The sequence below is a fragment of the Aquabacterium sp. OR-4 genome, assembly GCF_025290835.2.
Classification (GTDB): Bacteria; Pseudomonadota; Gammaproteobacteria; order Burkholderiales; family Burkholderiaceae_C; genus Pseudaquabacterium.
In genome coordinates this window covers 378219-403957 of sequence record NZ_JAOCQD020000001.1, presented here as the reverse complement: position 1 = coordinate 403957, position 25739 = coordinate 378219, and the positions used below count along the sequence as shown (strand labels likewise).

At 72.7% G+C, this 25739-nt stretch carries 15 protein-coding genes; 3 read left to right on the top strand and 12 right to left on the bottom strand.

Annotated features, from left to right (window positions below):
* The first annotated feature begins 167 nt into the window (after positions 1 to 167).
* Positions 168 to 1460, top strand: coding sequence for a DUF4397 domain-containing protein (locus tag N4G63_RS01600; RefSeq protein ID WP_260789101.1), 1293 nt, complete (start codon positions 168 to 170; stop codon positions 1458 to 1460).
* Here N4G63_RS01600 and N4G63_RS01595 read toward each other — a convergent pair whose 3' ends face one another.
* The 5 genes from N4G63_RS01595 to N4G63_RS01575 all read right to left on the bottom strand — a co-directional run bounded on the left by N4G63_RS01595 (position 1461) and on the right by N4G63_RS01575 (position 10884).
* Positions 1461 to 2708, bottom strand: a complete 1248-nt coding sequence (locus tag N4G63_RS01595) for a hypothetical protein (RefSeq protein WP_260789103.1) — start codon at positions 2706 to 2708, stop codon at positions 1461 to 1463.
* Positions 2708 to 5230, bottom strand: a complete 2523-nt coding sequence (locus N4G63_RS01590) for a hypothetical protein (RefSeq protein ID WP_260789104.1) — start codon at positions 5228 to 5230, stop codon at positions 2708 to 2710. Before N4G63_RS01590 ends, N4G63_RS01595 begins: the two co-directional genes overlap by 1 nt.
* A gap of 128 nt (positions 5231 to 5358) precedes the next feature.
* Complete coding sequence (queA, locus tag N4G63_RS01585; RefSeq protein WP_260789106.1) at positions 5359 to 6423, bottom strand: tRNA preQ1(34) S-adenosylmethionine ribosyltransferase-isomerase QueA; 1065 nt, start codon at positions 6421 to 6423, stop codon at positions 5359 to 5361.
* 175 nt (positions 6424 to 6598) lie between these two features.
* Positions 6599 to 8302: a GGDEF domain-containing protein gene (locus N4G63_RS01580; RefSeq protein ID WP_314599266.1), complete on the bottom strand. Its 1704-nt coding sequence runs from the start codon at positions 8300 to 8302 to the stop codon at positions 6599 to 6601.
* 50 nt (positions 8303 to 8352) lie between these two features.
* Positions 8353 to 10884, bottom strand: coding sequence for a penicillin-binding protein 1A (locus N4G63_RS01575; protein WP_314599265.1), 2532 nt, complete (start codon positions 10882 to 10884; stop codon positions 8353 to 8355).
* A 193-nt stretch (positions 10885 to 11077) separates the two neighbouring features.
* Between N4G63_RS01575 and N4G63_RS01570 the strand changes: the two genes are divergently transcribed.
* Positions 11078 to 13264: an ATP-dependent DNA helicase RecG gene (locus tag N4G63_RS01570; RefSeq protein ID WP_314599264.1), complete on the top strand. Its 2187-nt coding sequence runs from the start codon at positions 11078 to 11080 to the stop codon at positions 13262 to 13264.
* 129 nt (positions 13265 to 13393) lie between these two features.
* On the opposite strand, the gene N4G63_RS01565 is transcribed toward N4G63_RS01570, so the two are convergent.
* From N4G63_RS01565 to N4G63_RS01535, 7 genes are all read right to left on the bottom strand, one after another.
* On the bottom strand, positions 13394 to 14374 hold the full coding sequence (locus tag N4G63_RS01565) for a 2-hydroxyacid dehydrogenase (RefSeq protein WP_314599263.1): 981 nt from the start codon (positions 14372 to 14374) through the stop codon (positions 13394 to 13396).
* 73 nt (positions 14375 to 14447) lie between these two features.
* Positions 14448 to 14987: a CinA family protein gene (locus N4G63_RS01560; RefSeq protein ID WP_260789111.1), complete on the bottom strand. Its 540-nt coding sequence runs from the start codon at positions 14985 to 14987 to the stop codon at positions 14448 to 14450.
* Positions 14984 to 15559 (bottom strand): phosphatidylglycerophosphatase A family protein, encoded by a 576-nt coding sequence (locus N4G63_RS01555; RefSeq protein ID WP_443111992.1) that lies wholly within the window; start codon positions 15557 to 15559, stop codon positions 14984 to 14986. The genes N4G63_RS01560 and N4G63_RS01555 overlap by 4 nt, the downstream gene beginning before the upstream one ends.
* The gene (gene thiL, locus N4G63_RS01550) at positions 15556 to 16596 is read right to left on the bottom strand and encodes a thiamine-phosphate kinase (RefSeq protein WP_260789112.1); all 1041 of its coding nucleotides are present in this window, start codon (positions 16594 to 16596) and stop codon (positions 15556 to 15558) included. Before thiL ends, N4G63_RS01555 begins: the two co-directional genes overlap by 4 nt.
* Positions 16597 to 16638: 42 nt before the next feature.
* Positions 16639 to 19914 carry a transporter substrate-binding domain-containing protein gene (locus N4G63_RS01545; RefSeq protein WP_260789113.1) on the bottom strand — a complete coding sequence of 1092 codons (3276 nt, stop codon included), beginning with the start codon at positions 19912 to 19914 and terminating at the stop codon, positions 16639 to 16641.
* 39 nt (positions 19915 to 19953) lie between these two features.
* Positions 19954 to 20652 carry a response regulator transcription factor gene (locus N4G63_RS01540; protein WP_260789114.1) on the bottom strand — a complete coding sequence of 233 codons (699 nt, stop codon included), beginning with the start codon at positions 20650 to 20652 and terminating at the stop codon, positions 19954 to 19956.
* A gap of 70 nt (positions 20653 to 20722) precedes the next feature.
* A complete protein-coding gene (locus tag N4G63_RS01535; protein ID WP_260789116.1) occupies positions 20723 to 22906 on the bottom strand; it encodes a two-component system sensor histidine kinase NtrB in 2184 nt (727 codons plus the stop codon).
* A 277-nt stretch (positions 22907 to 23183) separates the two neighbouring features.
* Between N4G63_RS01535 and N4G63_RS01530 the strand changes: the two genes are divergently transcribed.
* The gene (locus N4G63_RS01530; RefSeq protein ID WP_260789117.1) at positions 23184 to 25478 is read left to right on the top strand and encodes an NADP-dependent malic enzyme; all 2295 of its coding nucleotides are present in this window, start codon (positions 23184 to 23186) and stop codon (positions 25476 to 25478) included.
* The last annotated feature ends 261 nt before the right edge of the window (positions 25479 to 25739 follow it).

Sequence of the window (25739 nt, the reverse complement as noted above, 5' to 3'; positions counted from 1 at the left end):
CGACCCGGCGGGCCGGCTGCGGGCCGGCTCAGGGGCCTGGCGCCGGCGCCGGCGGCCCGGACACGTGGGCCCGAACTTCTTCACCTCGCAGCATCAATCGGCAAGCCCGGCTTGACGGCGGGCCGCTGCAATCGCGGCATCCGGAACAACTGTAAAGAGAGATTTCCATGCGGTGGATGATGCGCGCGGCGGGCTGGCTCGCGCTGGCGGGAACCCTGGGACTGGCTGCCTGCGGCGGCGGCGACTCGGACGACAACGGCGCGGGACACCTGCGCCTGCTGAACGCCAGCACCGGCTATGCCTCGCTGGACCTGTACGTGGACGACTCGGTGAAGAACAGCGCCGTGACCTACGGCACCCAGGGTGCCTATGTGGACGTGGGCACCAGCGACTCGCTGAGCACGGTGATCACCTCGACCGGCTCGACCACCGCGCTGTCGAGCTCGTCGCGCAGCTTCGTCAAGGACGTGTCCTACACCCTGGTGGCCTATGGCTGGCAGGGCGCGCTGAAGACCGCGCTGATCGAGGAGAGCACCAGCGCCGCCGACAGCGGCAAGAGCGCCCTGACCGTGCTGAACCTGGCCAGCGACGCCGGCACCGTGGACGTGTACGTGACCGGCAGCGACGAGTCGCTGGACGACGCCACCGCCATCGCCAGCGGCGTGGCCGGCGGCTCCAGCGTGAGCAGCATCTCGCTGGGCGTGGGCACCTTCCGCCTGCGCGTCACCGGCACCGGCGACAAGAGCGACCTGCGCCTGGACGTGCAGGGCCTCACGCTGGCCAGCACCCAGGTGGCCACGCTGATCCTCACGCCCGGCACGGGCGGCGTGCTGGTCAACGGCCTGCTGGCGGTGCAAAAGGGCAGCGTCACCGCGCTGTCCAACAGCAAGGCGCGGGCGCGGGTGGTGGCGGCGGTGTCGGGCAACGGCAAGGTCACGGCGCAGATCAACGGCAGCACGCTGGCCTCGTCGGCCACCTCGCCCAGCATCGGCAGCTATGCGCTGATCGACGGCTCGGCCACCGCCCCGGTGGTGCTGGCCGTCAACGGCACGGTGGTCAGCGTGGCCAGCCAGGCCATGCCGGCCGGCGGCGACTACACGCTGCTGGTGTGGGGCGACGCCGCGGCGCCGCAGATCACGCTGATCACCGACGACAACCGCCTGCCCAGCGTGACCAGCAACGCCAAGCTGCGCCTGGTGCACGGCGTGGCCGGCCTGGCCGTGCCGCTGACCCTGACCGCCGACTTCAGCGCCGTGGCCAGCAATGTGTCGCAGGGCCAGGCCTCGGCCTGGGCCAATGTGGCGGCCAGCTCGACGATGCGCATCGAGGTCAGCTCGCCGCTGTCGACCACGCCGCTGTACTCGCTGACCGACGCCAGCATCCTGGCCAAGGGCCTGTACACGGTGTTCATGCTGGGCGACAGCGTGACGCCGCAGGCCGTGCTGCGCAAGGACCGCTGATCAGAAGCCCTGGCGCCAGGCCAGGGCCCATTCGCGCGAGCGGGCGCCGCTGCCCAGACGGTCGGCACCCAGGCGCAGGCTCAGGCCGCGCCAATCCAGGCCCAGGCCCAGGCGGCGCTCGTGCACGCGCCACTCGGCCTGCCAGCCCAGGCCGGCCCAGCCGGTGGCCTGCGCCGCGGCCGCCGGCCACTGCCAGGTGAAGGCCGGCAGAACACCCCAGCCGGGCTCGCTGTCGAGCCGCACACCCCAGCGCTGGCCATCGGCCCAGGTCACGCCGCCGGCCAGGCTGGCGCGCCAGGGCATCCAGCGGGTCAGCGTGGTCTGCCGGTTCTGGCCCTGGATCAGCGGCTCGTAGACCAGAAAGCCGTCGGCATCGGTGCTGGCGGTGGCGGTGTCCAGCGTGGCCTGCTGCTGCGGCATGCCGCGCCAGCGCAGCCAGCCGCCATCGCGTAGGCTCAGCCGGGCCCACGGCGCCCAGTCGCCTGGTTGGCCCGGCTGGCTGCGGCCCGGGCCCTCGCCCTGCCAGTCGAGCTGCGCCGCCAGCAGCAGGCCGGCACCGCGCCGCGCCGCCGGCTGCTGAAACGGCAGCCTCAGCCGGTTGTAGGCCTCGCTTGAACCCAGCGCAAAGTCATAGCGCTGGCTGCTGGCATCCAGGTGCACCGGGCCGGCGATGTGGCGTTCGCGCCAGCTGCCCAGCACCAGGCCCTGCATTTCCCACGCGGCCTGCCAGCGCCCGGGCAGGGGCAGGCCGGTGAGGGCCTGCTCGCGCCCGACCGCCAGCCCCGCGCCGCTGAAGGCACGCAGGCGCACCCGGGTGTTCCAGTGGGCATCGGCGGCCTGCGGCTCGCCGCGGGCCAGCTGGGCGGCCAGCGCCAGCGCGTCGTGCGAGGCCACCAGCGTGGCCTGGCTGCGCGCCAGCAGGGCCAGCTGCCAGCCGTGCCAGGCACCGCCGTGCTGGCGCCAGCCCAGGCGCGCCTCGTCGTCGATGCGCGCCAGGTTGTCGCCACGGCGCGGGGCCACCTGGGCCCAGTCGCGGCTGTTCCAGTGGCCGTGGCCCATCAGGGCCAGCGACACCGGATCGGCATGGTGATCACTGCGCAGGCCGAACGTGACAACGCCGCCGGCGGTAGGCACCGCGGCGGCGTCGTAGACGGTTTGCGCGGCAGCCGGCAGGGCTGCCGCGGCGCAGGCCCACACCACACCGGCCAGCCCGCCCAGCGGGCGGTGGCAGCGTGTGGCGTGGTGCATCACAAGCCGATGTCCAGCGAGATGAAGCTGCTGTCGCTGAAGGTGAGCAGGCCGCTGCCGGCGTTCAGCGTGCCGATCTTGCGCACGTCGCCCAGCCACAGGTCCACCGAGTCGGCGCTCGGCGCCCAGGTCATCACCAGGCCCGAGGTGGCTTCGCTGAGCTTGAAGCTGCTCATGCCGTTGCCGGCCGCGTTGGCGGTGCCGGTGATCGAGACCACGCTGCGCGGCGTGCCGTTGACCAGGGTGCGGTACTGCAGGGTCATGGCGGTGGCGCGGCCTTCGTCGCTGTCCCTGAGCATGCCGGCGCCGATGCTGAACTCCAGGGTCGGCCGGTTGGGGGCGGTGACCGTGCCCACGAAGCCGGTATCCACGCGGTAGCTGTTGCTGCTGCTGAGGGCCAGCGTGGCGTCATAGGCGGCAATGCCGGTGGCGGTGACCGTGAACACGCCCTTCATGAACTCGGTGCTGGTGCCGCCGCTGAGGGTGCGCAGCGCGCCGCTGAGCGTGGCCTTGGTCGGGATCAAGGTGGTCTGGCTCTTGTCCCACACCGTGTCGGTGAGCGCGAAGACACCTTCGAACTCGGCCGAGGCGTTGCTGAACACCAGGTTCAGCGACACCGCGCCGGCAGTGTGTGCGCCCGACACCGTGCTGCCGCTCTTGCCGGGTGCCACCTCGTTGCCGTTGGCGTCAAAGCTCACCGGCAGCTGCATCATGCTGCTGGGCTTGATGGTCACGGTGGACACGGTGGCGCCACTGCTGCTCTTGGCCACCAGCGTGCCCGAGGCGGTGCTGCTCACCGTGCCGTCGGCGTTGCGCGTCTGCGTGCCTTCGAAGGCCAGCGTGTGCTTGAACGCGCGGGTGTCGATCTCGGGGCTGTCGTAGCCGAAGGCCGCCGGCAGGTCACCGGCGATGACCAGCTTGGTGATGTTGCCGAAGCTGGCGCTGAGCGTGGGCGTGATGGTGCCGCTGAAGCGACCGTAGTTGGCGTCGCTGGCGTCGGTCTGCAGCGCCTGGTTCAGCGTCACGGTGCAGCTGCCGTTGCTGGGGCAGGTCTGCACCCGCTTGCGGGCCCGGGTGACGTAGGTGAACGTGCCATCGGCCTGCGGCGTGATGGTGAACGCGTGGCGCCATTCGGTGCGGGTGAGAACCCCGTTGACCGAGCTGGCGATCACGTAGTGGCGCGCACCGCAGCCGATGAAGTTGGCGTTGTCGCGCGCCGTGGCCAGCCGCGTGGCGTCGCTGTCTTGGTACAGCGAGCAGCCGGCGGGATAGGCGTTCTGCTCCGAGATCCAGCTGCCGTCGGTGTAGACCTGGCTGGCATCACCGCGGCTGCGGCCAGTGGTGGTGACCGGTTCGCGGCCGGCCTTGTAGTCGTTGTAGAAGTCGATGCCCATGGCCATCGCACCCACGTCCTTGGCCATCACGTCGATCGGCACGCGCACATCGGTGGTGGCCTGGCTGAAGGCCCAGGCCTGCTGGTTGAGCGCGCCGGAAGCCACCGAGCTCACCTTGCCGCGGCTGAACATCGCCGTCCAGTCGCTCTTGATCTGCGTGAACAGCAGCTTGGCCGCCGCGATGGCGGTGGCCGTGGCATCCACCACCGGCGTGGTGCCGGTGGCCGCGGCCGCGCAGTTGGTGGTGCAACCCAGGTTGGCCACCACGGTGGCCAGCGTGGACGTGCCGACGCTGCCGCTGAGGGCCGGATCGGCCAGCACGGTGCTCACCGCGGCGCCGAGCTTGGCCGACACGTCGGTGGTGGTGCCACCGCTGGTGGTGGCGAGCTTGATGGTGCTGGTGCTGGCGGCGCTGGCCAGGGCCTCGACCACGCACTGGGTCTTGGCGCCGTTGCTGCCGCTGGCGCAGCCCAGGTCGCCGCTGTTGGCCAGCTGCGAGACGGCGGTGAGCATCACCGAGAGCTTTTTCTGGTCGTCCGAGGTGGCGCTGGCCACGTTCTCGGGCACGGTCACCTGGATCGGGTCGAAGCCCAGCAGCTGGGTGACGGTGGACACCGCCTGCTGCGCATTGGCGGCGGTGACGCCGCCGGTGGCCTTGGCCGCGGCGGCCACGGCCATCTCGCTGAACGGGGTGACGCTGGCGGCGGTGGTCTGCGTGGCGCTGCTGGGCGCCATCAGCAGGGTGCGCATCGAGAAGCCCGAGGGCAGCGCGTGGCTGGTCTTGCTCACCTCGTCGAGGTGGCTGCTGCTGCCATCGGCCTTGGCGGTGACCTTCACTACATAAGGCTGCGACTTGGGCACCTTGAACACCGGCAGGGTGTACTTGCCCTTGCTGTCGGTGGTGGTGCTGGCCAGCACGGTGGCGGTATCGACGGTGCCATCGGCCTTGACCGGATGCACCTTCACGTCGGCATTGGCCATGAGGCCCTTGGCGGCGGTGCCGCTCAGCGTGATGCTGGTGTCGGTGTCCTGCACGGTTGCCACGCTCTCGGTGCTGCCACCGCCGCCGCCGCAGGCCACCATCAGGCCGGCACTGGCCAGCAGGGCGCTCAAGCTTTGCCACTTCATCTCAGTACTCTCCCTCGAACAACTTCGCGTCGCCCCGGCACATCCGAAACATTCGCGCAATGATTGTTGCGTGGGGATATCTTGATAACCTCCTTAACAATGCCTATATCCCGGCACTAATCAACGTGTTAACGCACGCGATCCAGCAGCATCGCGTCGCCGTAACTGAAGAAGCGGTAGCGCGACTCGATGGCGTGGCGGTACAGCGCCCGCACCTGCTCGTGGCCGGCCAGCGCGCTGACCAGCATCAGCAGCGTGCTGCGGGGCAGGTGAAAGTTGGTGATCAGCCGGTCGACCACGCGGAACTGGAAGCCCGGCGTGATGAACAGCGTGGTGTCGCCGGTGCCGGGCTGCAGGCTGTCGGCACCGGCCTGTGCGCTGAGCTGCGCCGCCGATTCGAGCGCGCGCAGTGCGGTGGTGCCGGCGGCGATGACACGGCCGCCGCGGGCCCGCGCGGCGGCGATGTCGGCCACGGCCTGCGCGCCCACCTCGTACCACTCGCTGTGCATCTTGTGCTCGGCCAGGCTCTCGCTGCGCACCGGCTGGAAGGTGCCGGCGCCCACATGCAGCGTGACCCGGGTGCTGGCCACGCCGCGCGCGGCCAGCGCGTCGAGCACGCCCTGGTCGAAGTGCAGGCTGGCGGTGGGCGCGGCCACCGCGCCGGGCCGGCTGGCAAACACCGTCTGGTAACGCTGCACGTCCTCGGCGCCGTCGCCGTGGGTGATGTAGGGCGGCAGCGGCACATGGCCGTGGGCTTCCAGCAGGGCCAGCGGATCGGCCGGAAAGCGCAGGCGGAACAAGGCGTCGTCGGGCCCGCAGCGACCCAGCACCTCGGCCTCGAAGGCGCCCCGCGCAAAGCTCACCCAGCTGCCGGGCTTGGGCGACTTGCTGGCGCGCAGATGGGCCCACACCTCGTGCCTGGGCTGCACCCGCTCGACCAGCGCCTCGACGGCACCGCCGGTGTGCTTCTCGCCGTGCAGCCGGGCCTTGATGACGCGGGTGTCGTTGAACACGATCAGGTCGCCCGGCGACAGCAGCGCGGGCAGCTCGCGGAACACGCGGTCGGCCGGCGGGGCGCTGATCGGGCCGGTGCCATCGAGCAGGCGCGAGGCGCTGCGCTCGGCCGCCGGATGCTGGGCAATCAGCTCGGGCGGCAGGTCGAAATCGAAATCGGAAACGGTGTAGGTGCGCATGTCAGTGCCGCCCGGCCGCCCGAGGGCACTGACGCGCCCCCTCGTGGGGCAGCCGACGCGGTGAGCGTGGGATTGGGTTCATGTCGTTCAGGCTGTACCGGCCTGAAGAGTGGCTTCGGGCGCGGATTGTTCCATGCACGGGCGGCGCGGCGGCGCTGCCGCCGTGGGCGGCGAGTCACTTCCTGCGGTACATGTCCTCGTCGGCGCGCTGCACCAGGGTGTCGGCGTCGCGCGCGTCGTCAGGAAACATCGCCAGGCCGATGGCCGCGCCGGCCAGCGCGTCGTCCAGCCCGGCCAGGGTGCGCAGCGGCTCGCGCAAGCGCTGCTCGAGCAGGTGGCGCACATGCTCGGCATCGCGGCGGTTGCCCACGCTGTCGAGCACCACCAGAAACTCGTCGCCGGCATAGCGCGCCACGTCGTCCTCGGCCCGCACCGCCTGGCGCAGGCGCTCGGCCAGCTCCTGCAGCACGCGGTCGCCCATGTCGTGGCCATGGCTGTCGTTGATCTGCTTGAAGCGGTTGAGGTCGACAAACAGCACCGCAAACGGCCGCTCGTCGCCGCGGCGGCGGTGGCGCTGCAGGCGCTCGTCGATGCGCCGCGTCACCGCCTCGCGGTTGGCCAGGCCGGTGAGCCGGTCGGTCATCAGCCGGCGCTGCAGGGTGACGAAGCTGCGCGCCAGCTCGCCGATCTCGTCGCGCCGGGCCACCGCCAGCGGCGGCTCGGCCTGGCCTTCGCCAAAGCTGCGCGCCATCTGCGCCAGGCTGGCCAGATCGCGCGAGACCACGCCCAGCACGCCCAGGCCGATGGCCAGCACCGCCAGCGCGGCCAGCCCGGCCAGCAGCACGGTGTGGCGGAAGTTGTCGGTGACGCGGTGCAGGAAGTCGCTGCGCGGCACGGCCACCAGCACGATCCAGTCAAGCCCGGCGTTGTCGTGCATGCGCGCATGGGCCACCTGCACGGCGCCGCCGTCGGGGCCTTCAAACACGTCGGTGCGCGGCAGCTGGCCGCTCTGGCGCTCGAGCAGGCCCTGGTAGGCCTTGTAGGTCTCGCGCACCAGCGGGTTCTCGTGCTCGGCGGCGCTCAGGCGCACATTGCTGCCGTCGGCCTGGCGCTTCAGGTGCGGCCCGCGCGACACGCCGATCAGGTTGCCGTCGCGCTCGACCACGAAGGCCAGGCCATGGGCGCTGAGCGGCAGCGCGCGCAAGAACTGGTTGACCCGCTCGAGCGACAGGTCGGTGGCCACCACGCCGCGGAACAGACCCTCGGCGTCGTTGACCCGGCGCGCCCGCGTGGCCACCAGCTCGGCGCTCTTGAAGTCGATGTAGATCGAGGTCCAGGCGTGCAGGCCGCTGCTTTGCGCCACCTTGAACCAGGGCCGCTCGCGCGGCTCGAAGATGCGTTGCTCGGGCTGGGTGTCGCGCAGCACGCCGCTCATGCCCGAAAAGCGCGAGATGCTGCGCGGGCCGCTGCCCTCGACGCGCAGGCGCAGCTCGGCCTCGTCCTGGCCGTGGCGCCACAGGCCGAAGAAGTGGCCTTGCACATCGCCGTAGTAGGCGTAGTTGTTGGGGTCGCGGTGCACCGAGGTGGCCAGCCAGAAGCGGGTGCGCAGCGCCTGCAGGTCGTCGGCCACCGCCGCCGGTGCCGGCACGCCTTTCGGAAAGGCCGTCTCCAGCACCGCGGCCGAGCCGGCCACATGGCGGTCCACTGCCTGGGTGATGCGGTTCACCGTCTCGGTCAGCAGCTGGTCCGACAGCGTGTCCACCGCCTGCTGCCCGGCGCTGTACGACAGCGCGCCGATGGTGCCGGTGAGCAGCAGCACCAGCGCGATGTAGGGCAGCGTCAGCATCTGACGCAGCGTGAGGCGGGACAGCAATTGCATCGGTGGCCCTGTGCTTGGCGAGATCAGTGGAGGCCCCGGGCCGGCGCCGCTCAGCGCGGTGCCGAGCCCGGGGCCTGGCCGGCCGCCGCGGCCGCCGGCGGCAGCGGCGACGCACCGGCCGGCGCGGGTGATGGCGCGGGTGACTGCGTGGGTGACTGCACGGGTGATGGCGCCAGTGCCGGCCCGCCAGACTGCGGCGCCAGTGCGGCGCCCGAGGCCGCCCCCCCCGCCTCGGACGCCGCCGCCTCGGCGGCCGCGGCGGCGTCGGCATCCAGGCCGATGGTCGGCACGAAGGCGGCGTCGGCATAACGCCAGTCGCCGCCGTCCTCGCGCAGCAGGCCCTCGGGCGCCGGCAGCGGCGCCGCGGCGGGCACGCCGTCGAGGGCGCGGGCCATGTAGTCGATCCAGATCGGCAGCGCCAGGCCGCCGCCCGACTCGCGTGCGCCCAGACTGCGCGGCTGGTCGTGGCCCATCCACACCACGGCCACCAGGCCGCGCTGCTGGCCATCGGCGCCCACGCCGGCCTGGAAGCCGGCGAACCAGGCATCGACCGCATCGTTGGTGGTGCCGGTCTTGCCGTACAGGTCGCCACGCGCCAGCTGGCCCTGGGCGCGCGCGGCGGTGCCGTAGCGCGCCACGTCGTTGAGCATGCTGTTGACCAGGAACACGTTGCGCGCCGGCAGCGCGCGTTGCGCCTCGTCGGGCTGGGCCGCGGCGGGCGGGGCCTGGAACAGCAGCTTGCCCTGCGCGTCGGTGATCTTCTCGATCAGCACCGGGCTGACCCGCCAGCCGCCATTGGCCAGCACCGCATAGGCCTGGGCCAGCTGCATCGGCGTGGTGCCGCCGGCGCCCAGCGCCAGGGTCAGGTCGCTCGGCTGGCGCGCCGACTCGAAGCCGTAGCGCCGCAGCCAGGCCAGCGCCGGCGGCACGCCCAGCTGCTGCAGCACGCGGATCGACACCAGGTTCTTCGAGCGCGTGAGCGCCTGACGCAGCGTGATCGGGCCGTCGAAGCTGCCGTCGCTGTTTTGCGGCTGCCAGCCGTCGCCAAAGCTCAGCGGCGCATCGTTGACCAGGGTGCCGGGCATCACGCCCTCTTCCAGCGCGGCTGAATACAGAAAGGGCTTGAGCGACGAGCCCGGCTGCCGCCAGGCCTGGGTGACATGGTTGAAGGGCTGCTGCTGGAAATCGAAGCCGCCCACCAGCGCACGCACGCGGCCGCTGCCGGCATCCAGCGCCACCAGCGCGGCCTCGACCTCGGGCCATTGCACGATGCCCCAGGGGCCCGCGGCCGCCTCGCCGGGCCTGGCCGCGGCCGCTGCGTTGGCCTGCATCACACGGATCACCGCGCCGCGGCGGATGGCCAGCTCATCCGGCGCCTTGGGCACCAGGCCGGCAGCGGCGCGGCGCAGGCCCTCGCCGCTGATGCGCACGCGCTCGCCGCTGGCCAGCAGGGCCATCACCTCGCGCGGGCTGGCGGCCAGCACCACGGCGGCGCGCAGCACGTCGTCATCGCGCACATCCTTGAGCGCCTGGCCGGCGGCCTGGTCGAGATCGGGCGCGTCATCGCGCGGCAGCTCCACCTGGTTCTCGGGGCCGCGCCAGGCCTGGCGCTGGTCGTGCGCCAGGACGCCGCGGCGCAGCGCGGCCCAAGCCGCCTGCTGGTCGGCCGCGCGCAGTGCGGTGACCACGCGCAGGCCCTGCGAATAGGCCTCGGTGCCAAAGCGCTCCACCACCGTGCGCCGCGCCATCTCGGCCACGTATTCGGCATGCAGCACGGCCTCGCGCGGCTTGCCGATGGCCAGCACCTGGGTCTTGGCCGCCGCCTGCTGCTCGGCGCTGATGTCGCCGGTGGCCACCATGCGCGCCAGCACGATGCGCTGGCGGCGCGTGGCGCGCTCGAGGTTGGTGATCGGGTTGGCAAAGGCCGGGTTCTGCGGCAGGCCGGCCAGCATGGCCGCCTCGGCCAGCGTGATCTGCGCCAGCGGCTTGCCGAAATAGGTGTCGGCCGCCGCGGCAAAGCCGTAGGAGCGCTGGCCCAGGTAGATCTGGTTCAGATACAGCTCGAGGATCTTGTCCTTGGACAGCTTGCGCTCGATGCGCAGCGCCAGCAGCGCCTCCTTGATCTTGCGCTCGGGCGTGAAACGCTGCGACAAGAAGAAGGTGCGCGCCACCTGCTGCGTGATGGTGGACGCACCCTGGCGCATGCCGCCGGTGAGCTGCGCCGCGATGGCCCGCGCCACGCCCAGCCAGTCGATGCCCGAATGGCGGTAGAAGCGCGCATCCTCGGTGGCCAGCACCGCCTTCACCAGCGCCGGCGGCATCTGCTCGATCGGCACGAACACCCGCCGCTCGGTGCCGAAGGCGGCGATCTCCACGCCATCGGCGGTGAACACCTGCAGCTGCTGGCGCGGCTGGTAGGTGGTGACCGGCTCCAGCGAGGGCAGCTGGGGCAGGTACCAGGCCACCGCCAGGCCCAGCGCCAGCGCCCCGGCCGCCAGCGTGGCGCCGGCGCCGATCAGCGCGCGGCGCAGCCAGGGACGGCGAGGCAGCAGGCGGGACAAACGGGTCAGAGGGGCGGACAAGCGGGCTTTCGTGCGGTGGGCAGGTTGAACTGCGTCGGGCAAGGCGCGGGTGGCTGGATGGCGCGGCCGGGTGCAGCCGCAGGGCGGCCAGCCCGGATTATCGACAGCCGCGGCCCAGCCCCGGCCGGCCGGGCGAAGCCACGGGCCGCGCCGTGCAGGCGGTCACACCCCTGGCCAACGGCAGAATCGCCGCATGCCGTCTCCCCCCACCACCGCCCCCGCTGCCCCGCGCGAAAAATCCGCGCCGCAGAAGGCGATGGAAAAACTGGGCCTGCGCCGCGACATCGACCTGGCCCTGCACCTGCCGCTGCGTTATGAAGACGAGACGTGCATCACGCCGATTGCCGCGGCGCGTGATGGCGAGGCGGTGCAGGTGGAGGGCGTGGTGCGCGAGTGCCGCATCGAGCTGCGCCCGCGCCGCCAACTGGTGGTGAAGCTGGCCGATGACTCCGGCGAGCTGGTGCTGCGCTTTCTGAACTTCTACCCCAACCACCAGAAGACCCTGGCCGCCGGCCAGCGCGTGCGGGTGCGTGGCGAGGTGCGGCACGGTTTTTTTGGCCGCGAGATGGTGCACCCGCACTTCAAGGGCGTGGTGCCCGGCGCGCCGCTGGCCCAGGCGCTGACACCGGTCTACCCCACCAGCGCGCAGCTGCCGCAGCTGTACCTGCGCAAGGCCGTGGCCTCGGGCCTGCAGCGCGCGCCGCTGGACGAGCTGCTGCCGCCCGGCACCGTGCCGGCCGGTCTGCCGCCGCTGCGCGAGGCGCTGATGCGCCTGCACCACCCGGCACCCGGCCTGGCGCTGGCGGCACTGGAAGACCGCAGCCACCCGGCCTGGCAGCGCCTGAAGTTCGAGGAGCTGCTGGCCCAGCAGCTCAGCCAGTTGATGGCCCGCGCCCAGCGCGGCGCCCAGGCCGCGCCGCGGCTGCAGGCCCGGGCCGGTGGCCTGGTCGAGCAGCTGCTGGCGGCGCTGCCCTTCCAGCTCACCGGCGCACAGCGGCGTGTGGGCGAGGAGATTGCGCAGGATCTGGCGCGAACACCCAGCCCGCCGCCGGCCCACGGCGCACCCGATGCGCCTGACGCACCTGTCGCGCCCGATGCACCCGATGCACCCGCCACACCGATGAACCGCCTGCTGCAGGGCGATGTGGGCTCGGGCAAGACGGTGGTGGCCGCGCTGGCCGCCGCGGTGGCCATCGACAGCGGCTGGCAGTGCGCGCTGATGGCGCCCACCGAGATCCTGGCCGAGCAGCACTTTCGCAAGCTGGTGCAGTGGCTGGAGCCGCTGGGCATCGCCGTGGCCTGGCTCACCGGCAGCCGCAAGGGCAAGGCCCGGCGCGAGATGGTGGCGCGCGTGGCCAGCGGCGAGGCCGGCCTGGTGGTGGGCACGCATGCGGTGATCCAGGACGACGTGCACTTCGCCCGCCTGGGCCTGGCCATCATCGACGAGCAGCACCGCTTCGGCGTGGCCCAGCGCCTGGCGCTGCGCGAGAAGCTGCAGGCCGTCGGCGGCGAGGGTGGCGAGCCTGGCGGGGGCCGCGACGGCGCCACCCGCGCACTCGAGCCGCACCTGCTGATGATGAGCGCCACGCCGATCCCGCGCACCCTGGCCATGAGCTACTACGCCGATCTGGACGTGAGCACCATCGACGAGCTGCCGCCCGGGCGCACGCCGGTGCTGACCAAGGTGTTTGCCGACGACAAGCGCGAGATGGTGGTGGCCAACATCGCCGCCGAGGTGGCCAAGGGCCGCCAGGTGTACTGGGTGTGCCCGCTGATCGAGGAGAGCGAAAAGCTCGACCTGGAAAACGCCACCGCCACCCACCAGCGCCTGGCCGACGCCCTGCCCGGGCACAGCGTGGGCCTGCTGCACGGGCGCATGCCGCCGGCCGACAAGGCGGCGGTGATGGCACAGTTCTCGGGCGGCGCGATGCAGGTGCTGGTGGCCACCACGGTGATCGAGGTCGGCGTGGACGTGCCCAATGCCAGCCTGATGGTGATCGAGCATGCCGAGCGCTTTGGCTTGAGCCAGCTGCACCAGCTGCGCGGCCGAGTCGGCCGCGGCGCGGTGGCCAGCGTGTGCGTGCTGATGTACCAGGGCCCGCTGTCGCCCACCGGCAAGGACCGCCTGCGCGCGATGGCCGAAACCACCGACGGCTTCGAGATCGCCCGCCGCGACCTCGAGATCCGCGGCCCCGGCGAGTTCATGGGCGCGCGCCAGAGCGGCGACGCCCTGCTGCGCTTTGCCGACCTCAACGACGACGCGCCGCTGCTGGCGCTGGCCCGCGAGCAGGCGCCCAGGCTGCTGCGCCAGCACCCGGCCGCAGCCCAGGCGCATGTGGCGCGCTGGCTGGATACGCGGGCCGAGTACCTGAAGGCCTGAGGGCCCGTCAACCTGGCCCGTCAACCTGGCCCGTCAACCTGGCCCGCCAACCTGGCCCGACAACCTGGCCCCAGGTGGAGGCACCGGCTGAGCGGGCGCCCCGGCGGCGCGGCGCGGTGGCCCGGCCGCTCAGTAGCCCGTTGCCCGTTGCACCAGGTTGGCGATGGGCCGCCCGGCAGCCAGCGCGGCGATGTTGGCGGCGGCAATGGCCGCGGCGGTGCGCGCATCGGTCATGGCCGCGGCATGCGGCAGCACGCTCACCTGCGGGTGCTGCCAGTAGCGGTGATCGGCCGGCAGCGGCTCGGTGCTGAACACGTCGAGCACGGCGTGGCCGATCTGGCCGGCGTCGAGTGCGGCCAGCAGGTCGGCATCCAGCACATGCGCGCCGCGCGCCAGGTTCACCAGGCCGGCGCCCCGCGGCAGCGCGGCCAGCAGGCGGGCGTTGATCAGGCCGCGGGTCTCGGGCGTCAGCGGCAGCAGGTTCAGCAGCACCTGGGCGCCGGCCAGCGCGGTGCCCAGGCCGTCGGGGCCGTGCACCTCGTGCACCGCGTTCACCGCAGCCTGACCGGCCCCGGCCGCCGGCGCCTGGCGCCGCCACACGGTCACCGGGTAGCCGTTGGCGGCCAGCCGGCGCGCCACCGTGCCACCCATCTGGCCGGCCCCCAGCACCAGCACCGGCAGCTCGTCGGCGCGGCGCTGGGCCAGCGGCTGCCAGCGCCCGGCGGCCTGCTGGCGGGCATAGGTGAAGAAGCCGCGGTGCAGGGCCAGCACGGCCCACAGCGCGGTCTCGGCCATGGCCTCGTTCATCATCGGATCGACCATGCGTGCCACCGGCACGCCGGGCGGCAGCGTGGCATCGGCCAGCAGGCGGTCAACGCCCGCCCACAGGCTCTGGATCAGGCGCAGCTGCGGCAGGCCCTGCAGGCTGCCGGGTGGCGGGTTGGCCACGATGGCGGCGGCGATGGTCTCGTCGGGCACCTCACCACGCGCGCTGAGCAGGCGGTGCCCGCCGGGCAGGGCCGGGCGCAGCGCGGCATCGAGCGCAGCGGCCCATTGGCGGTGCTCGGCCTCGTCATCAAAACTGCCGGCAAGCAGGATGTTCATGGGCATGGCCGGCGGGCCTTGGGGCCGCGCCAGTGGCGGGTTGGGGAGGCCGGGGCCAAGGCGCCCGGGGCTGCGCGGCTCACGAACCTGCGGCCGGCTGAGCTGGCGCCGGCTGCACCGCCAGCGGCGCCTGCGCGAGCAGGCCCTGAAGCGCACGCGCCACGGTGGCCGCGCGCACCGCGGTGCGGTCGCCGGCAAACCGCTCGGCCACGGCCTGCACCTGCGCCGCACCGGCGGCGTCGCGCCAGGCCCAGGCCAGCCACACCAGGCCCACCGGCTTGCTGGCCGTGCCGCCGCCGGGGCCGGCCACGCCGGTAACGGCCACGGCCAGCGCCACCGGCGCCTGCGCCAGCAGGCCGGCGGCCATGGCCCGGGCCACCGGCTCGCTGACCGCGCCATGGTGGTGGATCAGCTCGGCCGGCACGCCCAGCAGCGCGGTCTTGGCGGCGTTGCTGTAGCTCACCACGCCGCGCTCGAACCAGTCGCTGCTGCCGGCCAGATCGGTGCAGGCAGCGGCGATCAGGCCACCGGTGCAGCTTTCGGCGCTGGCCATCTGCAGGCCGCGGGCGCGCAGCGTGGCGGCCAGCGTGGCCACCAGGGTGTCGATGGCGGGGCTCATCCCAGGCTGGCCTTCCAGATGGCGATGACCAGCAGCGTGCAGCCGGCGGCCACCAGATCGTCGAACAGGATGCCGAAGCCCTCGCGCCAGCCGATGGGCCGGCCGGGGCGCTGCTTGAAGCGGGCATCGGCCCAGCCCACCGGGCCGGGTTTGGCGGCATCGAAGAAGCGGAACAGCGCAAAAGCCACCGCCTGGGCCCACAGCGAGGCCGGTGTCAGCAGCCACAGCACCAGCCAGAAGGCCAGGATCTCGTCCCACACGATGGCGCCGGGATCGCTCAGCCCCAGGCGCTGGGCGCAGCGTGTGCAGGCCCACCAGCCGACCAGCAGGCCACCGGCCAGCACCAGCGCCCAGCCGGCCTCGCCCAGCCACTGTTGCAGCGCCAGAAAGCTGGCCCAGGCCCACAGCGTGCCCACCGTGCCCGGCGCCAGCGGCGAGAGCCCGCTGCCAAAGCCCAGCGCGATGAAGCTGGCCGGGTGGCGCAGCATCAGCCCGGCCGTGGCCCGACGCGGCGGCGTGCCGGCCGGCGCGGCGAGCGGCTGCGTCACCACGGGGGTGGCCGGCTCGCTCATGGCGTGGCGAAGTGGTCGAAGCCGCGCAGCGCCAGGGCCAGCGCCTGGCCGCTGCCATCCACCAGGCGCAGCGCGGGCCCGGCAGGCGCGGCCGCCGTGAGCCGGCCGATGCGCCGCACCGCCACCGCCGGGCCGCCGGGCCGGGCCGCGTTGGCGGCTTCGGCGGCCGCGCGCACGGCGCCATCGGCCTCGGCCGGCGCGGTGAACAGCAGCTCGTAGTCGTCGCCCCCGGCCAGCGCGTACTCGCGCTGCAGCGCCAGCGGCAGCGTGGCCAGGTCGGCGCTGATCGGCAGCGCGTCCACGTCGATCTCGGCGGCCACGCCCGAGCGGCGCAGGATGTGGCCCAGATCGCCCGCCAGGCCGTCGCTCACGTCAATGGCCGCCGTGGCCAGGCCACGCAGCGCGCGGCCGAGGTCGAGCCGCGGCTGCGGCAGCTCCATCGCCTGGCGCACGCGCTCGAAGGCCGCACCGGGCAGCGCCAGCGTGCCGCGAAACACCTCCAGCGCCAGCCGCGCATCGCCGATGCCGCCGCCCGCCGGGTGGCTGACCCACAGCGCATCGCCCGCACGCGCGCCGTCGCGGCGCAGCGCCTGGCCGGCCGGCAGCTCGCCGAACACGGTGATGCACAGGTTCAGCGGCCCGGCCGTGGTGTCGCCGCCGACCAGCGCGATGCCGTGCGCATCGGCCAGCGCGAACAGGCCCTGCGACAGGCCGGCCAGGAAGGCTTCGTCCACCCGCGGCAGCGCCAGCGCCAGCGTGAAGGCCACCGGGTCGGCGCCGCAGGCGGCCAGATCGCTCAGGTTGACCGCCAGCGCCTTGTGGCCCAGGCGCTCGGGCCGCACCGTGCTGAGAAAGTGCCGACCCTCGACCAGCATGTCGGTGGACACCGCCCACTGCCGCCCGGGCACCGGCTGCAGCAGCGCGCAATCGTCGCCCACGCCCAGCACGGTGTGGCCGCCCGGCAGGCCGGCGCCCAGGCTGGCCCGCGCCGGCCGGGTGAAGTACTTTGTGATGAGGTCGAACTCGCCAAGGGCCATGGCGCGGCATTGTCACCGAGGGCCGCCACGCGGCCGCCTTGCTCAGGCCTTGTCGGCGGGCTCGCCCACCAGGCCCATGTTGCGCAGCAGCTCGCGCATCACCTCGGCGGTGACCGGCTTGCGCAGCGCGGCGTCCAGGCCGGCGCTGCGCGCCGCCTCCACCGACGGCGGGCTGCCGCTGCACAGCACCAGGCGCGGCCGCTGCGCGGGCGGCGCCTCCTGCAGGATGCGCTGCAGCAGCACCAGGCCGTTGCCGTCGGGCATGTGCTGGTCGCTGATCACCGCCGCCACGTCGCCGCGCAGCCAGCGCAGGTAGGCGCTGGCGGTGTCGGCGGCCTCGGCCACCACCAGGCCTTCGCCGCGCAGCAGCTCGCTCAGCAGCAGGCGGCTCACCGCGTCGTCGTCCACCAGCAGCACCACCGGGCCGGCACCGCCGGCATCGGCCGGCACGGCGGCGGCCGGCGTCGCCACCGCGGGCGTGGGCGCGGCGGCAGGCACTTCAGGCGCTTCGGGCGGCAGCGGCAGATCGAGGGTGACCGTGGTGCCCAGGCCCGGCGTGCTGGTCAGCACGATGTGGCCGGTCATGGCCTCGGCCAGGCGCTTGCAGATGGCCAGGCCCAGGCCCGAGCTGCCTTCGGGCGGCGCATCGGCCGGCGCATGCAGCATGCCGAAGGGCTCGAACAGCGCGTGCTGGCGCTCGGGCGGAATGCCCACGCCGGTGTCGCGCACGGCGATCAGCAGGCGCTCGCCCACGCCGTCGGCGCTGGCCACGCGCCGCGTGCTGACATGCACCTCGCCCTGCGGCGTGTACTTGACGGCATTGCCGACCAGGTTGACCAGCAGCTGGCGCAGGCGCAGGCCGTCGGCCAGCACGCGCACCGGCAGCTGGGGATCGAGCGTGAGGCCCAGGCGCAGGCCGCGGCTTTCAGCGGCCAGGCGGTGGTTGTCGACCAGCTGGGCCAGCAGCGCCGGCAGATCGAGCGGCTGCGGGTTGAGGGTCAGCCGGCCGGCCTCGAAGCGGGCCAGGTCGAGCACGTCGTCGATCAGCTGGGTGAGCGCCGACGACGAATCCTGCGCAATGCGGCAGACCTGGCGCTGGGCGGCATCGAGCGGGCCTTCGGACAGGCGCTGCAAGGCCAGCGTCACCGCCTGCAGCGGGCCGCGCAGCTCGTGGCTGGCGCTGGCCACGAACAGGTTCTTGGCCTGCATCGCATCCAGCAGCTGGGCCTGCAGCGCGCGCTCGGTGGACACGTCGACGATGTAGCCGGTGAAGGCCGAGCGGCCGCTGCCCAGCTGGCGCACAGCCACTTCACAGTGCAGCCAGCGCTCGCCACGGCGCGGATCAAGGTAGCGCCAGGTCAGCTTCAGCGGCTTCTGGCGCCGCGCACTGTCGCGCCGCGCCTGGCGCAGCATGGCCGCGTCTTCGGGCCGCATGTGGGCGCTCAGGGCCGCCACCACGCTGTCGGCGGGCGAAATCCGGGTGCCGAGAAAATCTTCGGCGGTGGGGCTGATGTAGCGCTGCTCGCGCTGGCCATCGGCCGCCAGCACCACCTGGAACACCACGCCGGGCAGGCTGGCGGTCACGTCCTCGAGCCGCTGCTCGGCGGTGCGGCGCTGGCGCACCTCGGCCGCCAGCCGGCGCGTCCACCACAGGCTGGCGGTCAGCAGCAGCAGCAGGCCGGCCCCCACGGCCAGCACCCACGGTGCATGGCGCCGCCAGGCAAAGCCGGGCGTGAAGTCCACCGCCACCCAGCGCCGCAGCATGCGCGAGCGCTCGGTGGCCGGGATGTCGGCCAGCGCGCGGTCGATCAGCGGGATCAGCGCCGCCGATTCGCGCGAGGCCGCGAAGTGGAACTGCGCCGGCAGCTCCTCCACCTGCGCCACGGTGCGCAGCAGGCCGTTGTTGTCGTGGTTGATGCGCAGGTTGGCATACAGCTTGACCTCGACCGCGGCATCGGCCTCGCGCCGGGCCACCATGTCCATGGCCCCGCCGCCGGGCGGCGCGTCGACGATGCGGATGTCGGGGTAGCGCTGGCGCAGCAGCTCGCGCAGCGGGTGCTGGGCGGTGAGCGCCAGGCGCTTGCCGCGCAGGCTGTCGAGATCCCAGAACAGCGGCGCGTCGCTGCGCGCCACGATGAAGTAGGGCATCTCCAGATAGGGATGCGAGTAGGCCACCTCCTGCGCCCGCGCCGGCGTGAAGGTGAGAAAGGGCACCAGGTGGATCTGCCCGGCCCGCAGCGCGTCGAGCATCTGCGCCACGCTGTCGAAGGGCACCATGTCGACCGCCACGCCCAGGCGCGCGGCCACCTGGGCGGTGTAGTCGGCGGCAATGCCGGCATGGCCGCCATCGGGCGTGGCCTCGTTGAGCAGCTCGAGCCCGCGCACCGCGCCCAGGCGCAGCACGCTGCGGCCGGCCAGCTGCCTTTGCTCGGCGGGGCTCAGGCCCAGCATCGGCGCGGCCACCTGGCCCTGCAACTGCTGCATGGCCGCCTGCAGCCCCGGCAGCGGCGTGGCGCGCAGCGCGGCAATGCCCTTGCTGAGGGCCGAGGCCAGCAGCGGCCAGTCGCGCCGCACGCCGAAGTGCATCTGCCCGGTGGCGTAGAGCAGCGACTTCTTGACCTCCAGCCCGGCCACGCCGTCGCGCTGGATGCGGTCCATGGCCATCAGCATGCTGCCGACGTAAAAATCTTCCTCGCCCAGCGCCACCGCGCCCAGCGCGCTGCGGGTGTCGGGCTGGTCGGTGATCAGCGCCTCGGGAAAGGTGCGGCGCACGAACTGCTGCGCCACGTAGCCGCGCTCGATGGCCACGCGGCGGCCGTTCAGCGTGGGGTTGTCGCCAAACCGCGTGTCGATGGCGCGGCCGATGATGGCGCCGGGGTTGGGCGCGGTGCCCAGCGTGTAGACCATGTAGCCCTCGCGCGAGGGCTCGTAGCCCACGGTGGCCATCAGGTCGATCTCGCGGTTGCGCAGCGCCGCCAGCGTCTCCGGAAAGCTGGGCAGCACCACCGGTCGCAGGCGCAGGCCCAGCGATTGCGACAAATGGGTCAGGATCTCGATCTGGATGCCCGAGATCTCGCCGTTGTCGGAGATCACCTCGTAGGGCCGGTTGTCGGGCAGGTTCAGGCCCACGCGCAGCTCGGGCAGCTCGGCCAGAAACTGGCGCTCGGCGGCGTCCAGCAGGTCGCGTGCCGGCAGCACCGGCGTGCCGCCCGGGGCCTGGCGGAAGCGGAAGTGGTCGGCAGCGCCGGTCGGCAAGGCCAGCGACGCCAGCCCCAGCAGCAGGGCCAGGCACAGCAGCAGCTTGTTCGGCAGGCGCATCGTGTGAACAGCTCCGGACGCGACGACCACCCGCGCGGCTCAGCCGCCCTGGCTGGCGCGCGGGCTGCGCAGCAGGTTGGCCAGCTCGACGGCCGAGCGCACGCCCATCTTCTCGAACACGCGCGCGCGGTGCACTTCCACCGTGCGCACGCTGATCGCCAGCTCGTCGGCGATCTGCTTGTTGGCCAGGCCGTCGGTGACGCGGTGCATCACCTCGCGCTCGCGCTCGGTCAGCTCGGCCAGCGATTGCGCCACGCGCTGCCGCTCGCGCCGGCGCAGCAGGGCCGCGGCGCTGTCGGCCAGCGCCAGCTCGATGCGGTCGACCAGGGCGTTGTCGGAAAACGGCTTCTCCACGAAATCAAAGGCGCCGCGCTTGACCGCGGCCACCGCGGTGGGCACGTCGCCATGGCCGGTGAGAAAGATCACCGGCAGCGCCTCGAGCAGGCCGCGCTCGGCCAGGCGCTCGAACAGCACCAGGCCGCTGGTGCCCGGCATGCGCACGTCCAGCAGCAGGCAGCCCGGCGCATCGGGCCAGCGCTCGGACAGCGGCGCGCCGCTGGCGCCGGCGTCGGGGCGCGCGGCCAGCCAGGCCTCGAACGCCTCGGCATTGGCAAAGCCCTCGGACAGCAGGCGGCGTGAGCGCAGCAGCCAGGCCAGGGCGTCGCGCACCACGGCCTCGTCATCCACCAGGTACACCACTGGCAGACCCAGTGGCGGCGAAACGGGCACGGCGGTCATGGCGCCGGAGTATCGGGCATGGCCGCACACCCGGCCAACTGCTGCAATGCCGGCTCAGGCTTGACCCACATCACGCCCGCAGCGGCGGCGTGACCGGGCGCGGCGGCGGCGGCGGCAGCGTGAAGCGAAACAGCGTGCCGCAGATGGCGCCGTCGGCGCCGGTCAGGTTCTCGAAGTCCATCACCCCGCCGTGCTGCTCGACCACGGTGCGGCACATCGACAGGCCCAGGCCCATGCCCTCGGGCTTGGTGGTGAAAAAGGGCGTGAACAGGCGCTCGGCCACCTCGGGCGCGATGCCCGGCCCGGCGTCGCGCACGCTGAACATCACCCAGCGCCCGGCCGTGCCCGGCTCGCCGCCCAGCCCCGGCGCCCCGTGCACGCCCAGGGTCAGGACCCGCTGGGCCAGCGGTGTGTGCGACTCCATGGCCTGGATGGCGTTGCGCGTGAGGTTCAGCAGCACCTGCTCGACCATGGTGCGGTCCACCCGCACCCGCGGCGCCGGCTGCGCCACGTCGAGCGCGATGCGCACCCCGCCCTTGCGCGCCGACAGGCGCACCAGCGGCAGCACCGAGTCGACCAGCACATCGGCGCCGATCACCTCGTGCGCCTGGTGACGGCGGCGCACGAAGTCGTGCACGCTCTTGATCACCCGGCCGGCGCGCTCGGCCTGTTCGGCGATGCGCTCGGTGGCGTGGCGCAGCAGGCGGCGCAGCTCGTCGGCATCGGGCGGCGGCAGGTGCAGCGCGGCGCTGTCGGGCGCCGCCGGGTGGGCGCTGGCGGGCGCTGCCGCCCGCGCCGCGGCGGCTTCGGCATCGGCCAGCAGGTTCAGCGAGCCGGTGGCATAGCTGGCGATGGCGGCCAGCGGCTGGTTCAGCTCGTGGCTGAGCAGCGAGGCCATCTCGCCCACGCTGGCCAGGCGCGCGGTGGCCTGCAGCCGCTCCTGCTGCTGGCGTGACAGGTCTTCCACCCGGCGCTGGGCCGACAGGTCGAGCACCGCGCTCATCCAGCCGGTGTGGTGGCCGGTGCCGTCGACCAGCGGCGCCTCGTACACCATCACCGGAAAGCGCTCGCCGCTCTTGCGCTGGAACTCGGTCTCGTTGCCCTCGCGCGAGGGCGGGTGGTGCGCATCGGCCGCCAGGCGCTCGGCCTGGCGGCGCTGGTAGGTGGCCACCTGGTCGGGCGGCCAGTAGGGCGGCAGATCGGCGCGCATCAGCTCGTCGGCGGTGTAGCCCACCATCGCGCAGAAGGCCGGGTTGACATAGACGATGCGGCCGCTGCGATCGCGCGCGCGCAGGCCGGTGATCAGCGAATCCTCCATCGCCTTGCGAAAGGCCAGCGCCTCCGCCAGCGCCGACTCGGCACGGGCGCGGCGGCGGGTGTCGCGCACCAGCAGCAGCACCACCACGAACAGGCCCACCGACAGGCCCAGCACCAGGGCCGTGGCCAGGTTGGGGATCAGGTTGGGCCGGCGGTCGGCGGCGTCCACACGCACCTGCAGCGGCGCACCGGTGAGGTCGATCAGGCGATCGGCCACAAACACGCCGGCACCGCGCACCGGGCCGCTGCGGGCCAGCCGCGTGCCGTCGGCCTCGACAAAGCTGAGCTCGTGGCGGCCGCCGTAGGCCGGCAGGCGCACCGCATCCAGCAGCTCCGACAGCACGATGGTGGCCACCGCAAACCCCACCAGCTGGCCAGACTGCTGCACCGGCACGCAGGCATCGACCACCTCCACGCCCATGCCGCCGGGCAGCGGCACGAACTGGCTGGGCGCAAAGGCCGGCGCCATGGTGCGGCGTGCGGCGGTACAGGCCAGCTGGGTCTCGAAATCGACGCTGTGGCGCGGCAGGCGCTGGTACAGCGGCTCGTGCCAGGGCGAATCGGCCGCGGCCACCACGCGGGCCGCGGTGTCGCGCTGCTCGATGCGGCCCAGCTCGCGCTGGGCGCGCAGCAGCGCGGCGGCGTTCTGCTGCCAGGCGGCGTCATCGGCGCTGCGCGGCTGCAGGCCCTGCAAGCCCTGCAGCACGCGCTGCACGCCGCGGCGCAGCTCGCTTTGCACCGCGGCGGCCACCTCGTCGGCGCGCTCCTGGGCGCGGGCTTCCTCGTAGCGCAGCGACAGCAGCACCAGCAGCGTCTGCGCCACCAGCAGCAGGGCCACCAGGGCGCCCCACAGCAGCGCGCGGCGCGCGCGGCGCGGCGGCACGGGCAGCGGTGGCAGGGCCGGCGCGGCGGCAGGCGCGGGAGCAGGCGCAGACATGTCGGCAGAGTATTGGCGCAGCCGCTGACCCCGCCGCTACGCAGTTTCGCGCATGTGCCGGGCCGGCCGCCGGGCGCACACTGCCGGCCACGCCCGCCGCCCAGGCCGGCGCCATGCCGAAGCCGCATGGCGCCATGCCCGAGCGGTGTGCCGCGCACAGACCCGCTGCCTAGAATCGCCGTCCCACCTGTCGCCCGGGTGACGGCGCTGGGCCCCAGGCCTTGCGGCCGCCGCGCCGACGCCCCGGGCCGACCACTCTCTCCACCGCTCCACGCCCATGTCCACCTACGAAGAAAAACGCGCCGAACTGCGCCGCAGCGCCCTCGAGTACCACGAGTTCCCGACGCCCGGCAAGATCGCGATCACCGCGACCAAGCAGTTGGTGAACCAGCGCGATCTGGCGCTGGCCTATTCGCCCGGCGTGGCCGCCGCCTGCGAAGAGATCGTGGCCGACCCGGTCAACGCCTTCCGCTACACCAGCCGCGGCAACCTGGTGGCCGTGGTCACCAACGGCACGGCCGTGCTGGGCCTGGGCGACATCGGCCCGCTGGCCAGCAAGCCGGTGATGGAGGGCAAGGGCGTGCTCTTCAAGAAGTTCGCCGACATCGACGTGTTCGACCTCGAGATCAACGAGAAGAACCTCGACAAGCTGGTCGACATCATCGCCGCGCTGGAGCCCACCTTCGGCGGCGTGAACCTCGAGGACATCAAGGCGCCGGATTGCTTCTACGTCGAGCGCAAGCTGCGCGAGCGCATGAAGATTCCGGTCTTCCACGACGACCAGCACGGCACCGCCATCGTGGTGGGCGCGGCCCTGCTCAACGGCCTGAAGGTGGTGGGCAAGAAGATCGACGAGATCAAGCTCGTCACCTCGGGCGCCGGCGCGGCGGCGCTGGCCTGCATCAACCTGCTGGTGAAGCTGGGCCTGCCCAAGAAGAACATCTTCGTCACCGACCTGGCCGGCGTGGTCTGGCAGGGCCGCACCGAGCTGATGGACCCGGACAAGGCCGAGTTTGCGCAAGATACGCCGCACCGCACGCTGGCCGAGGCGATCGTGGGCGCCGACGTGTTTCTGGGCCTGTCGGCCGGCGGCGTGCTCAAGCCGGCCATGGTGGCCAGCATGGGCGCCCGGCCGCTGATCTTCGCGCTGGCCAACCCCACGCCGGAAATCATGCCCGAGGAGGTCAAGGCGGTGCGCGACGATGCGGTGATGGCCACCGGCCGCACCGACTACCCGAACCAGGTCAACAACGTCCTGTGCTTCCCGTACATCTTCCGCGGTGCGCTCGACTGCGGTGCGACGACGATCACCGACCAGATGGAGATCGCCGCGGTGCACGCCATCGCCCAGCTGGCCCAGGCCGAGCAGAACGACGTGGTGGCCGCGGCCTATGCCGGCGCCACGCTGAGCTTCGGCCCCGAGTACCTGATCCCCAAGCCCTTCGACCCGCGGCTGATGATGATGATCGCGCCGGCCGTGGCCCGCGCCGCCGTGGCCTCGGGCGTGGCAGCCCGCCCGGTGACCGACTACGACGCCTACGAGATGAAGCTGCAGAGCTTCGTCTACGCCTCGGGCAATGCCATGAAGCCGATCTTCGCGGTGGCCAAGAAGGCCCTGCGCAAGAACGTGGCCTTTGCCGAGGGCGAGGATCGCCGCGTGCTGCGTGCCGCGCAGGTCATCGTTGACGAGGGCCTGGCGCGGCCCTGGCTGGTGGGCCGCCAGGCCATCATCGAGGCGCGCATCCAGAAATACGGCCTGCGCCTGCAGCCCGGGCGCGACTGCGAGATCGTCAACATCGACAACGATGTGCGCTACAAGGACTTCTGGCAGACCTACCACCGCCTGACCGAGCGCAAGGGCGTGACCGAGCAGTTCGCCAAGATCGAGATGCGCCGGCGCCTGACCCTGATCGCCGCGATGCTGCTGCACAAGGGCGAGGTGGATGGCCTGATCTGCGGCACCTGGGGCTCCACCGCCCAGCACCTGGCGCACATCGACCAGGTCATCGGCCGCCGCGCCGGCGTCGCCAACTACGCCTGCATGAACGGCCTGATCCTGCCCGGCCGCCAGGTGTTCCTGGTCGACACCCATGTCAACTACGACCCCACCGCCGAGCAGCTGGCCGAGATCACCATCCAGGCCGCCGAAGAAATGCTGCGCTTTGGCGTGGCGCCCAAGGCCGCGCTGCTGTCGCACAGCAACTTCGGCTCGTCGAACCAGCCCTCGGCGGTGAAGATGCGTGAGGCGCTGGCGCTGATCCAGGCCCGCGCGCCCTGGCTCGAGGTGGACGGCGAAATGCACGGCGACGCCGCGCTGGATGCCGCCTACCGCAAGGAGCTGATGCCCAACAGCAGCCTGAGCGGCGAGGCCAACCTGCTGGTGCTGCCCAACATCGACGCCGCCAACATCAGCTACAACCTGCTGAAGACGGCCGCCGGCGGTGGCATCGCCATCGGCCCGGTGCTGCTGGGTGCGGCCAAGCCGGCGCACATCCTGACCCCCTCGGCCACGGTGCGCCGCATCGTCAACATCACCGCGCTGACGGTGGCCGACGCCAACGCGGCACGGTAAAAACGGCAGCGGCGGCGGGCATCGCCCGCTGCCTGGCGAACGCACCCGACCGTGCAATGGCGCCGCCCCGGCCGCCTGCCCGGCATGCGGCCCGGGACGCGGCCCGGCGCACCGTCCGCTGACGGCGCAGGCCCGCCAGCACCGACCTGGTGCACACCCGCAGCACCCCCGGTCTGCGGCCTGCCAAGCCATGACTTTTTGGCTTGACATCTTGAAATCGTCGACATGGCAGGCACTTAGGCGCTTGTGAGTACCCACTCA

Coding starts and splice junctions, on each gene's coding strand:
- N4G63_RS01600 (WP_260789101.1), top strand. CDS start 168: ATGCGGTGGATGATGCGCGCGGCGGGCTGGCTCGCGCTGGCGGGAACC.
- N4G63_RS01595 (WP_260789103.1), bottom strand. CDS start 2,708: ATGCACCACGCCACACGCTGCCACCGCCCGCTGGGCGGGCTGGCCGGT.
- N4G63_RS01590 (WP_260789104.1), bottom strand. CDS start 5,230: ATGAAGTGGCAAAGCTTGAGCGCCCTGCTGGCCAGTGCCGGCCTGATG.
- queA (WP_260789106.1), bottom strand. CDS start 6,423: ATGCGCACCTACACCGTTTCCGATTTCGATTTCGACCTGCCGCCCGAG.
- N4G63_RS01580 (WP_314599266.1), bottom strand. CDS start 8,302: ATGCAATTGCTGTCCCGCCTCACGCTGCGTCAGATGCTGACGCTGCCC.
- N4G63_RS01570 (WP_314599264.1), top strand. CDS start 11,078: ATGCCGTCTCCCCCCACCACCGCCCCCGCTGCCCCGCGCGAAAAATCC.
- N4G63_RS01565 (WP_314599263.1), bottom strand. CDS start 14,374: ATGCCCATGAACATCCTGCTTGCCGGCAGTTTTGATGACGAGGCCGAG.
- N4G63_RS01560 (WP_260789111.1), bottom strand. CDS start 14,987: ATGAGCCCCGCCATCGACACCCTGGTGGCCACGCTGGCCGCCACGCTG.
- N4G63_RS01555 (WP_443111992.1), bottom strand. CDS start 15,559: ATGAGCGAGCCGGCCACCCCCGTGGTGACGCAGCCGCTCGCCGCGCCG.
- thiL (WP_260789112.1), bottom strand. CDS start 16,596: ATGGCCCTTGGCGAGTTCGACCTCATCACAAAGTACTTCACCCGGCCG.
- N4G63_RS01545 (WP_260789113.1), bottom strand. CDS start 19,914: ATGCGCCTGCCGAACAAGCTGCTGCTGTGCCTGGCCCTGCTGCTGGGG.
- N4G63_RS01540 (WP_260789114.1), bottom strand. CDS start 20,652: ATGACCGCCGTGCCCGTTTCGCCGCCACTGGGTCTGCCAGTGGTGTAC.
- N4G63_RS01535 (WP_260789116.1), bottom strand. CDS start 22,906: ATGTCTGCGCCTGCTCCCGCGCCTGCCGCCGCGCCGGCCCTGCCACCG.
- N4G63_RS01530 (WP_260789117.1), top strand. CDS start 23,184: ATGTCCACCTACGAAGAAAAACGCGCCGAACTGCGCCGCAGCGCCCTC.